This is a genomic window from Nocardioides furvisabuli, from assembly GCF_021083185.1.
GTDB lineage: Bacteria > Actinomycetota > Actinomycetes > Propionibacteriales > Nocardioidaceae > Nocardioides > Nocardioides furvisabuli.
The window spans coordinates 183,975-199,315 of sequence record NZ_JAIGQB010000001.1 but is presented as its reverse complement, the minus strand read 5'-3'; the positions used below and the strand labels follow the sequence as shown (position 1 = coordinate 199,315).

At 71.9% G+C, this 15,341-nt stretch carries 15 protein-coding genes; 9 read left to right on the top strand and 6 right to left on the bottom strand.

Annotated elements, in window-relative coordinates; translation table 11 throughout:
- Positions 1–96: 96 nt before the first annotated feature.
- Positions 97–888, top strand: a complete 792-nt coding sequence (locus K4G59_RS00900; protein ID WP_231248605.1) for an HAD-IB family hydrolase — start codon at positions 97–99, stop codon at positions 886–888.
- Between the two features lie 286 nt (positions 889–1,174).
- Here K4G59_RS00900 and K4G59_RS00895 read toward each other — a convergent pair whose 3' ends face one another.
- Positions 1,175–1,891, bottom strand: coding sequence for a Fic family protein (locus tag K4G59_RS00895; protein ID WP_231248604.1), 717 nt, complete (start codon positions 1,889–1,891; stop codon positions 1,175–1,177).
- Between the two features lie 131 nt (positions 1,892–2,022).
- Here K4G59_RS00895 and K4G59_RS00890 point away from each other — a divergent pair, with 131 nt between their 5' ends.
- From K4G59_RS00890 to K4G59_RS00860, 7 genes are all read left to right on the top strand, one after another.
- Complete coding sequence (locus K4G59_RS00890) at positions 2,023–2,889, top strand: class I SAM-dependent methyltransferase (protein ID WP_231248603.1); 867 nt, start codon at positions 2,023–2,025, stop codon at positions 2,887–2,889.
- A gap of 68 nt (positions 2,890–2,957) precedes the next feature.
- On the top strand, positions 2,958–4,253 hold the full coding sequence (locus K4G59_RS00885; RefSeq protein WP_231248602.1) for a calcium-binding protein: 1,296 nt from the start codon (positions 2,958–2,960) through the stop codon (positions 4,251–4,253).
- A gap of 26 nt (positions 4,254–4,279) precedes the next feature.
- Positions 4,280–5,410, top strand: coding sequence for a sensor histidine kinase (locus tag K4G59_RS00880; RefSeq protein WP_231248601.1), 1,131 nt, complete (start codon positions 4,280–4,282; stop codon positions 5,408–5,410).
- Complete coding sequence (locus K4G59_RS00875; RefSeq protein ID WP_231248600.1) at positions 5,407–6,126, top strand: LytR/AlgR family response regulator transcription factor; 720 nt, start codon at positions 5,407–5,409, stop codon at positions 6,124–6,126. The genes K4G59_RS00880 and K4G59_RS00875 overlap by 4 nt, the downstream gene beginning before the upstream one ends.
- Positions 6,123–6,515 carry a hypothetical protein gene (locus K4G59_RS00870; protein ID WP_231248599.1) on the top strand — a complete coding sequence of 131 codons (393 nt, stop codon included), beginning with the start codon at positions 6,123–6,125 and terminating at the stop codon, positions 6,513–6,515. Before K4G59_RS00875 ends, K4G59_RS00870 begins: the two co-directional genes overlap by 4 nt.
- Positions 6,516–6,522: 7 nt before the next feature.
- Positions 6,523–8,034: a sodium/solute symporter gene (locus K4G59_RS00865; protein ID WP_308189317.1), complete on the top strand. Its 1,512-nt coding sequence runs from the start codon at positions 6,523–6,525 to the stop codon at positions 8,032–8,034.
- Between the two features lie 489 nt (positions 8,035–8,523).
- Complete coding sequence (locus tag K4G59_RS00860; protein WP_231248598.1) at positions 8,524–9,012, top strand: cupin domain-containing protein; 489 nt, start codon at positions 8,524–8,526, stop codon at positions 9,010–9,012.
- A 135-nt stretch (positions 9,013–9,147) separates the two neighbouring features.
- Here K4G59_RS00860 and K4G59_RS00855 read toward each other — a convergent pair whose 3' ends face one another.
- Genes K4G59_RS00855 through nirB form a run of 4 tightly spaced genes read right to left on the bottom strand, consistent with a single transcriptional unit; the run spans position 9,148 to position 13,411 of the window.
- Positions 9,148–9,291 (bottom strand): hypothetical protein, encoded by a 144-nt coding sequence (locus tag K4G59_RS00855; protein ID WP_231248597.1) that lies wholly within the window; start codon positions 9,289–9,291, stop codon positions 9,148–9,150.
- 48 nt (positions 9,292–9,339) lie between these two features.
- Positions 9,340–10,467 (bottom strand): uroporphyrinogen-III synthase, encoded by a 1,128-nt coding sequence (locus K4G59_RS00850; RefSeq protein WP_231248596.1) that lies wholly within the window; start codon positions 10,465–10,467, stop codon positions 9,340–9,342.
- Positions 10,464–10,799, bottom strand: a complete 336-nt coding sequence (gene nirD, locus K4G59_RS00845) for a nitrite reductase small subunit NirD (protein ID WP_231249250.1) — start codon at positions 10,797–10,799, stop codon at positions 10,464–10,466. Before nirD ends, K4G59_RS00850 begins: the two co-directional genes overlap by 4 nt.
- On the bottom strand, positions 10,799–13,411 hold the full coding sequence (nirB, locus tag K4G59_RS00840) for a nitrite reductase large subunit NirB (protein WP_231248595.1): 2,613 nt from the start codon (positions 13,409–13,411) through the stop codon (positions 10,799–10,801). Before nirB ends, nirD begins: the two co-directional genes overlap by 1 nt.
- A 107-nt stretch (positions 13,412–13,518) precedes the next feature.
- On the opposite strand from nirB, the gene K4G59_RS00835 reads away from it, so the two are divergent.
- Positions 13,519–13,758: a hypothetical protein gene (locus K4G59_RS00835; protein ID WP_231248594.1), complete on the top strand. Its 240-nt coding sequence runs from the start codon at positions 13,519–13,521 to the stop codon at positions 13,756–13,758.
- A 6-nt stretch (positions 13,759–13,764) separates the two neighbouring features.
- Here the strand turns inward: K4G59_RS00835 and K4G59_RS00830 are convergent, their stop codons facing one another.
- Positions 13,765–15,312 (bottom strand): alpha/beta hydrolase, encoded by a 1,548-nt coding sequence (locus tag K4G59_RS00830; RefSeq protein ID WP_231248593.1) that lies wholly within the window; start codon positions 15,310–15,312, stop codon positions 13,765–13,767.
- Between the last annotated feature and the right edge of the window lie 29 nt (positions 15,313–15,341).

Genomic DNA, 15,341 nt, shown 5'->3' with positions numbered 1-15,341 from the left:
TGCGGCGTACGCCTCCCTGTGGACAGGGCCTCCCGGAGCCGCCTGTGGACGGTTGGTGGCCCGTCCCACGTGTGCCATGCCCCCTACGATGAGCCCATGACCCGCCCGACCGCGGCCTTCTTCGACCTCGACAAGACGATCATCGCCAAGTCGAGCACGTTGGCCTTCAGCCGCGAGTTCCAGGCGGGCGGCCTCATCTCGCGGCGCGCGATGCTGCGCTCGGCCTACGCCCAGTTCGTCTTCTTCACCGGCGGCGCCGACCACGACCAGATGGACAAGATGCGGTTGTTCATGTCGCAGCTGTGCGCCGGCTGGGACGTGGCCACGGTGCGCGAGATCGTCCACGACACGCTCGACAACATCGTCGAGCCGCTCGTCTACGAGGAGGCCGTGCGGCTGATGGAGGAGCACCGCGCGGAGGGGCGCGACATCGTCATCGTCTCCGCCTCCGGCGCGGAGGTGGTCGAGCCGATCGGCCAGATGCTCGGCGCCGACCGCGTGATCGCCACCCGGATGGAGATCGTCGAGGGGAAGTACACCGGCAACATCGACTACTACGCCTACGCCGAGGAGAAGGCGCGTGCGATCGAGCACCTCTCCGCGACCATCGGCTACGACCTCGACGAGTGCTACGCCTACAGCGACTCGGTCACCGACGTGCACATGCTCGAGGTCGTGGGGCACCCGTTCGTGGTCAACCCGGACCGGGAGCTGCGGCGGACGGCCGTCGCCCGCGAGTGGCCGGTGCTGAGCTTCGTGCGCCCGGTCGCGCTCCGCTCCCGTGTGCCGCTCCCGCCGGCGCGCCCCACCCTCGCCGCCCTCGCGGTGGGCGGCGCGATGGCCGCCGGTGGCGTGATGTGGGCCAATCGTCGGCGCCGGCCCACCTGATCGGCACCCGATCGCCGGCTGATCCCCGTGCACCCACCGCCGGAGGCAGAAGTCAACCCTTGAACGTGGCGCCCGGCAGGACTAGAACTGAGTCAGAACTCCAGAGCAGCACGTGATCCAGGTACCCACGCGGCGATCCACCCATCCGATGGGGTGCTAGCCATTCGGGATCTTCCCGAGGGCGGCGACTTAGAGAATGCACGCTTGGTAGCCACGGCATCACGTGTCAGCGGCGGCACCCGATCCTCGTGAACGGGTGCCGCTCGCATGCCCGGACCGGTGCGGCTCACCCCCGAAGCGGCGAGGCCTCGGCGCCCGCGGAGAACGCCTCCGCGCCGTAGAGCGCCCACGCGTGCACGCCGCGGGGCCCTCCGTCGCTGTAGGCGCGCAGGTTCGACTCGTACGCCGCCCGCTGGGCCAGGTGCCCGGCCTCGGGCACGACCAGCGACTTGGCGTCGACGCCGCGCGAGACCAGCACCAGGCGCTCGAGGGCGCGGGCGACGATCCCGTTGTGGGAGGCGAAGGGCGCCGCGGTGGCGACGTCGGCGTGCGCGATCGCGGCCACCAGGAGCGCGGGGGCGTCGGTGTCGGACAGGAGCAGCTCGGCCACGCCGCGCAGCCGGTCGGCCGAGGCCGCGTCGCGCGGGCGGCCGAGCTCGTCGGCGGACAGTGCCGAGGAGGCCACGACCGTGTGCAGCCGCGCGATCGCCTGCAGGGGCGCGGTCTTGAGCAGTGGTGCCAGGCCCAGCATGGAGGTGGAGAGGCGTACGGCGTCGGCGGCGATCTCGTCGGTCTCCCCCGCGCGGACCTCCTCCAGGCTCGAGGACGAGCCCTCCAGGACGGCGCTCGCGTGGGCGCCGCGCAGCAGCGACTCGGCGGTCAGCTCCGGCGACGTACGCCGCAGGCCGCGGTCGCGCAGCATCACGTCGATCCCGTCGCGGGTCCCGGCATAGGCCGAGCGGACCCCTTCGAGGTCGGTGAGCCAGGCGAGCGGGTCGGTCATGGGAAGGAACGGTAGTCGTGACGACCTCCGGCCCCGAGCGCGCGTCCCACCCGGTCCGGTCGCGCTGACGGACCCGGCTGATCTCCGAGGGACCACGGGCCGGAGTTCTGACGACCGATACGGTGATCCGGATGAGCGACAAACTCCCCGAGCCCCCCGCCACCGTCGACCGCGCGCGGTCCTTCGGTGCCGTCGCCGAGGCCTACGACCGGGGTCGTCCGGGCTATCCCGCCGAGGCGGCCGCGTGGCTCGCCGGCGGAGAGGCCAAGGTCGTCCTGGAGCTGGCGGCGGGCACGGGGAAGCTCACCCGGCAGCTCGTCGACCAGGGCCATGCGGTGTTCGCCACCGAGCCCGACGAGGCGATGCTCGAGGTGCTGCGCGAGCGCGTGCCGGAGGTGAGCGCGAAGGTCGCGACCGCCGAGGAGATCCCGGCCAACGACCGCTCCGTCGACGTGGTGGTGGTCGCGCAGGCGTTCCACTGGTTCGACCACGAGGCAGCGCTGCCCGAGATCGCCCGGGTGCTCAAGCCGGGCGGTCACGTGGCGCTGGTGTGGAACAGCCGCGACGAGCGGATCCCGTGGGTGCGGCGGATGGGCGCCATCCTCGGGCGCCAGGACCTCGACACCTCGTCGGCCGAGCACCTCGTGCACAGCGACCTGTTCGGCTTCATGGAGGAGACGACCTTCAAGCACTGGCAGGAGATCGACCGGGAGTCGATCCTCGACATGGCCCGCTCGCGCTCGAGCTTCGCGGTGATGGACGAGGCGGAGCGCGAGCGCCACCTCGCCGAGGTGCTCGCCTTCTACGACGACTTCGGGCGCGGCATGGACGGCATGCGCGTCCCCTACGTCACCCGCTGCTACCGCGCGGTGGTCGTCGACCGCGACGAGCCGCCGAGCCACACCGATCACCCGGACGGCTCCGACGACGAGGGGACGGACGGTCCGGTCGTCAGCGACGGGACCGACACGGACATGCTGCTCATCGACTTCCGCTGAGTCCGCAACCTCCGGGGCCGCACGCGCGTCACACGACCGACAGCACCACCACGAGCTCGGGGGACCCCATGCGACGTACGACGACACTGACGGCCCTGGCGCTGATCGGCCTGGCCGTCCCTGGCCTGGCACTGCTCGGCCCGAGCGCCGCCACCGGTGCCGCCGGGACCTGCCAGGGCCGGACCGCGACGATCGTCGGCGATCCCGGCCGCGCGGTTGTCGGCACCGAGGACTCGGACGTCATCCTCACCCACGGCGCGACCGCGGTGCACGCGCTGGGCGGCAACGACCTGGTGTGCGTGACGGGACGACGCACCGTCTCCGTCACCGTCGAGGCGGGCTCGGGCGACGACGTCGTGGACGCTCACGACGGGCCCGGCCAACCCGTCCTCGCCGACCTGGGCACCGGCACCGACACCTTCCTCGGCGGACCCGGGGACGACCGTGTCGAGCTGGCCTACCCCGACAACACGTCAGGGATCGACGTGGTCCGGGGTGGGGAGGGCGACGACCAGCTCCAGCTGCAGACCGGCCCTGGGGCCGCCGTCATCGACAACGCCGCGGGTGGCTTCACCTCCGCGGGCGTCCTGCTCGCCCAGTGGTCGGACCTGGAGGACTTCTGGGTCATGACCCCACCGGCCCCGCGCCACCTCACGTTCGAGGGCTCGACGGCACGCGACCGGCTGGTCCACGACTCCTGGCAGCCCGCTGTGCTCGACGTCGACCTCGGCGCCGGCGACGACGTCGTCGAGACCCGCCTCCCGCCGCTCTCCGGAAGTCGGCTCGAGGGCGGCAAGGGCACCGATCTCGTGGCCATCGCCTCGGAGGGCTCGCCGCTCGCACTCGACCTCGCGCTCGGTCGGCTCGGCGTACGCCTTCCGGACCCCTACGACGTGGACGCAGCCGGCTTCGAGGACGCCGAGGTCTTCGCACCCGAGGTCCTCCTCGCCGGCACCCGGGGCGACAACCGGCTCGGCGTCATGGCGTGCGCCGGTGTCGTGACCGGGCGCGCCGGCGACGACGTGCTCCGTCGGCAGTACGACGCCACGTTCGAGACCGACCTCGACTGCTCCGACTCGCTCACCTTCTCGGGCGGCCAGGGCAGCGACCGGTTCCGGGGCCACGGTGGCGACGACACGATCTCGGGCGGACCCGGCCGGGACGTCATCAACGGCCGCGGCGGTGACGACCTCGTCCGCGGCAACGGCGGCGCCGACCGGATCTGGGGCAAGGGTGGTGACGACACCGTCTACGGCGGCGGTGGCGACGACCGGATCGTGGGAGGTCCCGGTCGTGACCGGGCCCTCGGCGGCCAGGGCCGCGACCGGTGCGATGCCGACGTGGAGAAGAGCTGCGAGCGCTGAGGTGCGCCCGCGGCTAGTCTCCGAGCGTGGCGAGATGGAGGTGGCGGCGTACGTCGCTGGGCGGTGAGGCCGACCGCGCCGCGTTCCGCGCGCTGCACAACGCCTCCCTCGCCAGCCCCGCGCTGCGGGAGGGCCTGACGACCGCGAGCGCGGAGAGGTCGGTGCGCCACCTGCGCGCGTTGCTCGGCACCCCGGCCGCGGGGCTGGGCGACACCAGCGGGCTGCTGGCGTGGGACGGCCTCGGCGGCCACCACCGCAGCCAGCTCGCCGCCACGATCAGCCAGGTCGCGGAGACCGGGCGCACGATGATCGTCGACGAGCGCACGCTCGTGTGCGACGACGGCGGCTGCCAGGTGCGGCAGGCGATCGTGAGCCCGCTGGTCGTCGAGGACACCCTCGTCGGCGCGCTGGTGGTCGGCGCCCCGCACACCACCGGCGGCCTCGTGCGTGCGGCCGACGAGGTGGCGTCGTGGGTGAGCGGGCAGCTCGAGCTGGCCGAGCTCGACCTCTCGCGCAACCGGCTGATGGAGGCCGAGGTGCGTGCGCTGCGGGCCCAGATCAGCCCGCACTTCATCTACAACTCGCTCGGCGCGATCGCCAGCTTCGTGCGCACGGACCCCGACCGCGCCCGCGAGCTGCTGCTGGAGTTCGCCGACTTCACCCGCTACTCCTTCCGCCGCCACGGGGAGTACACGACCCTCGCCGAGGAGCTGCGCTCGGTCGAGCGCTACCTCCTGCTCGAGCAGGCCCGCTTCGGCGAGCGGCTCCAGGTGCGGCTCAAGATCGCGCCGGAGGTGCTGCCGGTGGCGGTGCCGTTCCTGTGCATCCAACCGCTGGTGGAGAACGCCGTACGCCACGGGCTGGAGGCCAGCGCCGACAAGGAGGACGGCGTCGGTCGGCTCTCCATCACCGCTCGCGACCTCGACCAGGAGTGCATCATCGAGGTCGAGGACGACGGCACCGGTGAGGACCCCGAGCGGGTGCGGCAGGCGCTTGCCGGCGACGCCTCGATGGACTCGGTCGGACTGGGCAATGTGGATGCGAGGCTTCGCAACGCCTACGGCGACGACTACGGTCTGGTCGTCGAGACCGCACCCGGCGCCGGCACGAAGGTCATCGTGCGGGTGCCCAAGTTCGCCCCGGGAGTCCAGGTATGACGCAGCTCAAGGTGCTCGTCATCGACGACGAACGCCCCGCCCTCGACGAGCTGACCTTCCTGCTCGGCCGCGACCCGCGCATCGGCGAGGTGCGCGGCACGGACTCCGCGACCGAGGCGCTGCGGGTGCTGCAGGCCGAGGAGGTCGACGCGGTCTTCCTCGACATCCAGATGCCCGGGCTGACCGGGCTCGACCTGGCCCAGGTGCTCTCGCGCTTCAAGGCCCCGCCACCGGTGGTCTTCGTGACCGCCCACGAGGAGCACGCGGTCGCGGCCTTCGAGCTGCGCGCGGTCGACTACGTCCTCAAGCCGGTGCGCGAGGAGCGCCTCGCCGAGGCCGTACGCCGCGTGGTGGAGGCCGGCGCCCCGGTGCCGTCCGGCGACGTGCAGATCCCCGTCGAGCGCGGCGGCGTCACCCGCTTCATCAACCGCTCCGAGATCACCCACGTCGAGGCGCAGGGCGACTACGCCCGGCTGCACACCGCCGAGGGCTCGCACCTGGTCCGCACGCCGCTGTCGTCGCTCGCCGAGCAGTGGGCCTCGGCCGGCTTCGTGCGGATCCACCGCTCGGTGCTGGTCGCGCTCCCCCACGTCGAGGAGGTGCGCAGCGAGGGCGGCCGGGTGAGCGTGGTGGTCGGCGGGTTCGACCTGCCGGTGAGCCGGCGACACACCCGCGAGCTCCGGTCGGTGCTGACGAAGCGGGAGCCGCTCGCGTGAGCGAGCAGCCGCCGCCCCGGGTCCGGGTCACCGGCCCGCCGCGGCGGCGCGCGTCCGGCGTACGGTCTGCCGGGACGCGCGAGATCGACGCGGAGACCGCGCTGGGCGAGGTCTTCATGCGCTCGCTGCTGCGCGAGCAGCTCCTCCTGGCGCTGCGGGTGCTGGCGGTGCTGGCGCTCAGCGTCGGGCTGCTGCCGCTGGCCTTCCACCTCTTCCCCGCGCTCGGCGAGGTCCGGGTGGGGCCGTTGCCGCTGGCGTGGCTGCTGCTCGGGGCCCTGACCTATCCGTGGCTGGTGCTGCTGGGCTGGCTCTACATCCGCCGCTCGGAGGCCAACGAGCGCGACTTCGCCGACCTGGTCGGGTCGGTCATCCCGGAGGAGCCACGGTGAGGGCCTCGTGAACGCCGACATGGTGCCTGGCGTCGTCGCGGTCATCCTGGTCTCGGTCGCGACGCTGGCGATCGGCACGTGGGGCCTGCGGATCTCGCGCACCACGAGCGACTTCCTGGTCGCCTCGCGGACGGTGCGGCCGCGGCTCAACGCGAGCGCGATCGGTGGGGAGTACCTCTCTGCAGCGTCCTTCCTCGGCGTCGCAGGCCTGCTGCTGACCTTCGGCGCGGAGATGCTCTGGTACCCCGTCGGCTGGACGGCGGGCTACCTCGTCCTGCTGGTGCTCGTCGCTGCCCCGCTGCGCCGCTCGGGGGCGTACACGCTGCCGGACTTCGCCGAGGCGCGGCTGGGCTCGCGCGGGGTGCGCAAGCTCTGCTCGGTGCTGGTCGTGGGCATCGGCTGGCTCTACCTGCTGCCGCAGTTCCAGGGCGCCGGCGTGACGCTGCGCTCGACGATCGGAGCGCCGCCGTGGGCGGGGTCGCTGGTCGTCGCGCTGGTGGTGCTGGCGTCGGTGAGCCCGGGCGGCATGCGCTCGATCACCTTCGTGCAGGCCTTCCAGTTCTGGCTGAAGCTGACCGCGCTGCTCGTCCCGGTCTTCGTCCTGCTGGCGGTGTGGGCGGCCGACGGGGCGCCCGACCCGACCACCACCGCGGCCTCGTCGTGGTCGGTCCCGCTGGCCACGGGCGGTGGCGTCGGGCTCTACACGACCTACTCCCTCATCGTCGCGACCTTCCTCGGCACGATGGGCCTGCCGCACGTGGTCGTACGGTTCTACACCAACCCCGACGGCCGGGCGGCACGTCGTACGACGCTCGCGGTGCTGGTGCTGCTGGGCGTCTTCTACGTCCTGCCCCCGCTGTACGCCGCCCTGGGCCGGATCTACGCCCCCGACCTGATCGACGGCCGGTCCGACGTGCTCGTGCTCGAGCTGCCGTCGCTGATGGTGGGCGGGCTGCTGGGCGCCGTGCTCACCGGGCTGGTCACCGCGGGCGCCTTCGCGGCCTTCCTGTCGACCAGCTCGGGCCTGACTATTGCGGTCGCGGGCGTGCTGTCGCAGGACGTGACCGGGCGGCGGTGGGGCTCCTACCGCCTCGGCGGCGTCGCGTCGTTCCGCGTCGCCGCGGCCATCGCGGTGGTCGTGCCGCTGCTTCTCTCCCTGCCCGCGCAGGACGTCGCGGTGGCGCGGACTGTGGGCCTGGCCTTCGCGGTGACCGCCTCGACCTTCGCGCCCCTGCTGATGCTGGGGATCTGGTGGCGTGGCCTGACGCCCGCTGGTGCTGTGGCTGGGCTGCTGGTGGGCGGGCTGGGGTCCGGTGCCGCCGTCGCCTGGACGCTGGCGACCTCGACCTCCACCGGCTGGACCGCCGCGCTGCTCGGGCAGCCGGCCGCCTGGTCGGTGCCGGCGTCGCTCGCGACCATGGTCGTCGTCTCCAAGCTGACCGCCGCGTCGGTGCCCGCGCACGCTGGCCGCTTCATGGTGCGGCTCCACACGCCCGAGGCCGTCGACCTCCAGCGCTAGCCATTCTCGCTGGTCGAGTAGCCGAGCGAGAAACGAGCTCGGCGTATCGAGAGCGACTCGACTCGCCTCCCGGTGGTCGAGCAGGCCAGCGAGCAACGAGCTCGACGTCGCACGAGCGAAGAACGGGCGCCGCCCCGGCGTCAGCGGGCGTCGTCGTGACGAGGAGCGGCGCGGTGAGGGCGACAGCAGCAACGTCCCCAACACAAGCCTTGATCATGGCCAGGAGGCTTAGGTCCCCTGTGAGCCGCATTCACAGGGCGAACCGGCGATCAGTGGTGGCAGACGGATGACCTCGCTGCTACGTCCGGCTTGCGCCTAGCTCGAGGCACCGGGATAGCGCCCGCACGGGTTACCAACCGGCGCTGCACCCCGCCGCTTGTCGGCGACGTCCGGATGTGCGGCGGACCGGTGTGCGTCCGTTGACGCCAACGGACCATTCGTCTCGTTGAGCTACTAGCGGATGCGCACCGCAAGCAGGATGCTCGTGGGATGACATCACGAATAATCCGCGCCGGAGAGGGCGAAGTCCTTGGTCCGCCCCTGGGATGCCGTGACCGCTTCCTAGTGGACTCGAAAGACTGGAGCGGGAATCTGGGCGTAGTCGAGCACTTGCTCGCGCCGCACTCGATCGCTGCCCCGATGCATCGCCACAGCAGGGAGGACGAGTTCAGCCTCATCCTGGAAGGGCGCGTCTGGTTTGTGGCAAGCAACGAGGAACATGTCGCCGAGGTTGGTGACCTGGTGTTCAAGCCACGCGGCGAGTGGCACACGTTCTTCAACGCCGCAGACGAACCTGCCCGGTTGCTGGAGCTGATCTCACCGGGTGGCTTGGAGGAGGCGTTCAAGCTCATCGACACGGACACCGATGACTTCGGCCCTGACTTCGACCTTGGTCCCTACCTTGCTGCCTACGGCCTCGACGACGACTTCGAAGCCACCGCACCCATCATGGAGAAGTACGGGCTGACATTCGGGTGAAGCACCGACAGCCACGACAGTTCGGCTCCGAGGTCCACTGCACCGTCGGGCTATGCCGCCACGAGTGCACCTGCCCGCCGACCACACGTGCGATCGCACGTGAGGTGACCCGTCGTCGAAGGGGCCAGTCGTGAGTCATCCGACCATCTTTGCCGTCTCCGACCTGCGCGCGGTGTTGAAGGGGGTCGCGAGGGTGAACCCGACCTTCATGTCGACCGAGGACACGGCGACGGCACTGCGTGAGCTGGTGCGGGCCTGGCCGTCGCACGGAGCGAGCACCCGCTGGATCGCCGCCTGCTCCGGCGATCAGGAAGATGCGCCGGCACCTCACCCCACCGCCAGCCGATACCCCCGCTTCACGACGGTGAGCACAGCCTTCGTGCCGATCGCAGCCCGAAGCCGCGCCACCGCCATCTCCACAGCGTGCTCCGACCCCGCCTGCCCCGAAGGCAAAGCAGCAAGCAGCGCCCGCCGCGAGACCACGAACCCGGGGTTCACCAGCAGCGCCATCAGCACAGACAGGGGCGCGGGCGACAGCTCCACGGGCACCCCGTCGAGCAGCAGCGAGTCGGAGTGCACGATCAGGGTCCGCCCGTCGGAGAGCCGAACGTCGACGCCGTCACGTCGCGTCGGGAGCTCGGTCTCGAGCTGCTTGATCATCCCGGCCAGGCGGGAGCGGTCGGGGAAGATCGTCGGCACGCCCCACATCTCGAAGGCGGCCGCGGTGACCGGGCCGACGCACGAGGCGACGACGTCGGACTGGAAGGCGGAGACGATGTCGTCGCGGCGCCCGACGCTGTAGGCCGCCTCCATCAGTGCGGCCACGGCCGGCGCTGACGTGAAGGTGACGGCGTCGAGCTCGCGGTCGGCGATGAGGTCGATCAGGTGGAACATCGGCGACGGGTCGTCGGCCGACTCCACGCGGTAGATCGGGACGGTCACCACCGACGCGCCCTGGCGGCGCAGCGCGTGGGCGGCCATCGACAGCGACTGCCCGTGCTCCTGCACCACGATCCTCTTGCCGGTGAGGTCGCGCCCGCGCAGGTGCGCGAGCACGTCCTCGAAGCACTCCGACTCCGGCGACCACAGCTCGCGCAGGCCGTGGCGGCGCAGCACGCCGACGCTCTTCGGCCCGCGGGCGAGGATCTCCGAGGCGCCGAGGGCGGCCACCAGGTCGTCGTACAGATCCGCTTCGGTCGCGGCGTCGAGCCACGCCTTCATCCCGATGCCGGTGGTGGCGAGGAAGAGGTCGACGGGCGCGGAGACCACGTCGCGGGTGGCGGCGAGGAGCTCGGCCAGGTCGACGTGGTTGGGCTCCATCGACAGCGCTGCCGCCCACTCGACCTTCGCGCCGCGACGCTCCAGCAGCGCCACCTGCTCGTCCGCCTTGCGGGCAGCGGTCACCCCGATCCGGAAGCCCTCCAATGGACTTGTCTCAGTGCGGGGCAGGCTCACCGGACGCCCCTGACGAGCACGACACCGTCGACCACCGAGACGTCGTACGACGGGACGGACACGGACGCGTCGTCCAGGCAGGCGCCGGTGCGGAGGTCGAAGGCCTGCTTGTACATCGGCGAGCTCACGACCGGTGCGTCTCCACGGGTTCCCACGATCCCGCGGGAGAGCACCGACGCACCGCTGAAGGGGTCGACGTTGCCGATCGCGTGGACCGAGCCGTCGTGGGTGCGGAAGACCGCGATCGCGACGCCGTCGACCAGGGCGGCGACGCCGCCCTCGAGCGGGATGTCGGCGACGGCGCACAGGGCGGTGGCCCGGGCGACGTCCATCACGAGGGTGCTCCCACGGGGATCAGCGCGGGGGCGATCGGCTGGATCTGGTCGCGCTCGGTGGTGAAGGCGATGGTCGGGTCGGGGGTGTCGGGGGCGTTGACGAAGGACACGAAGCGCTCGAGCTTGGCCGGGTCGGCCAAGGTCGCTGCCCACTCGTCGGCGTACCCGCCCACGTGCCGCGCCATCTCCGCCTCGAGCTCGGCGCCCAGTCCGAGAGAGTCGTCGACGACGACTTCGCGGACCCGTTCCAGCCCGCCCTCGAGCTGCTCGATCCACGTGGAGGTGCGCTGGAGGCGGTCGGCGGTGCGGACGTAGTACATGAGGAAGCGGTCGAGGTACGACACCAGCGTCTGCGTGTCCAGGTCGCCGGCGAGCAGCCGAGCGTGGGCCGGCGTGGCGCCGCCGTTGCCGCCGACGTAGAGGTTCCACCCCTTCTCCGTCGCGATGACGCCGAAGTCCTTGCCGCGCGCCTCCGCGCACTCGCGGGCGCACCCGCTGACGCCGCCCTTGAGCTTGTGGGGGCTGCGCAGCCCGCGGTAGCGCAGCTCCAGCGCGATCGCGAGGCCCACCGAGTCCTGCACGCCGAAGCGGCACCACGTCGAGCCGACGCACGACTTCACCGTGCGCAGCGACTTGCCGTAGGCGTGGCCGGACTCGAAGCCCGCGTCGACGAGTCGCTTCCAGATCGCCGGCAGCTGCTCCATCCGGGCACCGAAGAGGTCGATGCGCTGGCCGCCGGTGATCTTGGTGTAGAGCCCGTAGTCGCGCGCCACCTCGCCGATGACGATCAGCTTCTCCGGGGTGATCTCGCCGCCGGGGATGCGCGGGACGACGCTGTAGGTGCCGTTGCGCTGGATGTTGGCGAGGTACTTGTCGTTGGTGTCCTGCAGCCCGGCGGTCGCGGGCTCCAGGATGTGGGTGCTGGTCTGGCTGGCCAGGATGCTCGCGATCGCCGGCTTGCAGACGTCGCAGCCGCGGCCGGTGCCGTGGGCCTCGACGATGTCGTCGAAGCGGCGGTAGCCGTGCACCGCGACGACGTCGAAGAGCTCCTGCCGGGTGAGCCGGAAGTGCTCGCACAGGCCCTTGTCGACGACCCTCCCGACGCTGGCGAAGTGCTCCTCGACGAGGTTCTTCACCGTCGGCACGCACGAGCCGCAGGTGGTGCCGGCGCGGGTGCACTGCTTGACGTCGGCGACGCCCTCGCAGCCCTGCTCGGCGACCGCGTGGAGGATGTCGGCCTTGGTCACGTCGTTGCACGAGCAGACCTGCGCCTCGTCGGGCATGCCGAGCCGGACACCGCTGCCCGCGGGCAGGATCAGCTGCTCGGGGTTGTCGGGCAGCGCGAGCCCGCTGCTGACCATCGGCCGCAGGATCCCGTACGCCGACGCGTCGCCGACCAGGATGCCGCCGAGCAGCCGCCGACCGTCCTCGCTGACGACGAGCTTCTTGTAGACCCCGCTCACCGCGTCGGCGTACGTCAGCTCGAGCGCCCCCTCGGTGGTCGCGAAGGCGTCGCCGAAGCTGGCCACGTCGACGCCGAGGAGCTTGAGCTTGGTGGACATGTCGGCGCCGGTGAAGGTGCCGGGGCCGTCGAGGAGCGCGTCGACCACGACCTCGGCCATCGCATATCCCGGCGCGACCAGGCCGTACATCGTGCCGCCCGGCGCCGCGCACTCGCCGATCGCGAAGACGTGCGGGTCGGCGGTGCGGCACTGCTCGTCGACCAGTACGCCGCCACGCGGGGCCGTCTCGAGGTCGCACTCGCGGGCCAGGGCGTCGCGCGGGCGGATGCCGGCGGAGAAGACGACGACCTGCGCCTCGACGACCTCCGTCCGGGCGCCCTCCTCGGTGCCGGCCTGCCTCACACGCAGGCCGGTCACGCTGCGGTCCCCTTCGATCTCTTCGGTCAGGACGCCGGTGTGGACCTGCACGCCGAGCTTCTCGACGTGGCGCACGAGCGTCACGCCCGCGACGTCGTCGAGCTGGACGGGCATCAGTCGCGGCGCCATCTCGACGACGTGGGTGTCGAGGCCGAGCTGGACGAGCGCGTTGGCCGCCTCGAGCCCGAGCAGTCCGCCGCCGATCACGACGCCGCTGGTCGCGGCCTCGCTGGCGGCCTTGATCGCCTCGAGGTCCTCGATCGTGCGGTAGACGAAGCAGCCGTCCTTGCCGCGCCCCTCGACCGGCGGGACGAAGGGCGCCGCGCCGGTCGCGAGGACGAGCACGTCGTAGTCGTGGACCGTGACCGCGCCCGGCTCCCCCCGCTGGTCGAGGAGGGCGCCCTGGCGCCCGTCACGAGACCCCGCCGACGGCGGGGACACGACGGTGACGGTGCGCGCCGCACGGTCGATCTCGGTCACGACGCTGTCGAGCACGAGCCGCACCCGCGGGTCGTCGTACACCCCTCCCGGCAGGAGCGAGAGCGCCTCTGCGCCGTCGGGATGGCCGAACCAGCTCGTGAGGCCGACGCGGTCGTACGCCGCCCGCGGCTCCTCGCCGAACACGACGATGTCGTGGGTCTCGGTCAGGCCGCGCTCGACGGCGGCCTGGGCGAAGCGGTGGCCCACCATGCCGTGCCCGACGACGACGATCCTCTGGCGCTTGGTCATGCCGAGGACGGTAGGAAGGCGATGTTGTCAGCGGGCTCCGCGAATGTTTCGGGCGTGAAAACTGGGTGGCACGGGCTCACTGCGGCCTTCGGGGTTACCTTGGCCACATGCCCACATCGATCGAAGCCTGGTGGCCCCGGCTGTCGCAGGAGACCCGGGACTGGCTCGTCGCCCACAACGGCGACGAGGTGACGCCCACCGTGATGGCGGAGATCAACCGTGCGGGCGGCCTCGTGTCGACCGATGCGTGGGGCGCGGGGCACGACACCCCGCAGGGTGCCTACCTCCCCGACGACGTCGTCGACTGGATCGAGGCGGTCGCCAACGGCGAGGTGCCGCCGCGCTAGCGGCCCTCAGTCCACCACCGGCAGGTGCACCACGACGTCCTTCATCCGCATCGCACCGACCACGCGCGAGCCGAAGCCGACGTACATGTCCGAGATCGGCGCCACCGTCAGGAAGAGCGTCTTCCCGGCCGGCACGTCGACCGCGACCGACGGCAGCTCGATGCCCGTGCGGAGCTTGTTGATCACGACGCCGCTCTCGCGGACCGGGAGCATGTTGTTCTGCACGATGCGGGCGTCGAGCGGGCTGGTGCCGACCGACAGGCCGAGGAAGGCGCGGTTGTCGAGGCCGAGCGTGGTGAGGGTGGCGTCGAGCTTCGAGGAGCCCGCGATGGTGAGCGGGCCCTGCGCGATCGGGTAGGCGATCGGGGCGCCGACGCCGACGGTGCTGACGACCTCGCCGAGCTCCACCGCAGTGGTGGGCGCGGAGGCCGGCACGGTGACGCAGCGGTCGCCGGCGGCGGTGGTGAGGTGCAGCTGGCCGAGGCCCTTCAGACCGGTCTTCACGCCCTTCAGGTTCTGCGTGAGGAAGCGCAGCCCGAGGTCGGCGAAGGTCGGGCTGCCGAGCATCGGCGAGCAGGCGTCGCTGGTGGCGAGCGGGACGTCGAGGTTGCTGCCGAACGGCAGGGCCGACGGCAGGGTGTGCCCGCCGTTGTAGCCGACCAGGATGCTCTGCGCGCGGGCCTTGTCGGTCAGCGCGCGACGGAAGTTCTTCAGGCCCTGGTCGAGCGGGAAGAGGTTGTCGGTCGCGCCCTGCCCGAAGAGCACGGGGATGTCGAGCCTGCGCCCCTGGCGCACGTGCCACTCCGGGCCGTTGCGGTCGAGGAAGTCGTGGAGGTACGCCGGCACGTGGCCGGTCGCGGTCGCCTCGGCGAAGCCGCGGAGCACGATCGGCGGCAGCGCGTCGGTCGGCAGCGCGGCGGCGGTGAGGGCGGTGGCCCACTCCGTTCGCGGGACGCCCTGCGGGAAGAGGCTCTCGGTCAGGCTCGACCAGGTGATCTCCGGGACGAGCGCGTCGAAGCGCGTCGCGCCCTTGTCGCGCAGCTCGCTGAAGGCGCCGACGAACTGGTAGCCGCCGCCGTAGGACCCGCCGATCGCGCCGAGCACCGGGTCGCCGGGCTTCTGCTTCTTCACCCACGGCTGCGCGGCGACGACGTCGACGACCTCCTGGACGTCCTTGCCCTCGACGTCGGGGTTCTCGATGTGGGCCTGGCCGCCGCTCTCCCCGAAGCCACGTTGGTCGAAGCTCAGCACGCCGAAGCCTGCGTCGGTGAGGTAGGCGAACGCCGTCGGGTCCGTCGTACGACTGCCGCCCCAGCCGTGGCTGTGCAGCACCATCGGCACCGGTCGGTCCTTCGTCGCGCCGGCCGGGCGGAAGAGCGTGAAGCAGATGTCCACCGGGGCTGTCGTGCCCGGGTCCGGGACGCTGGTCAGGCAGCCGTCGGTCGTGGTGACGGCGTCCGCGGCGGTGGCCGGCGAGGCGACGTACGGGACCGAGGCGAGCGCGAGGACGCCCGCGACGGCGGCGGTGGTGCGGCTGACGAGGTGACGGGGCATGGCTTCTCTCCTGCGATGGGGTCACTCGA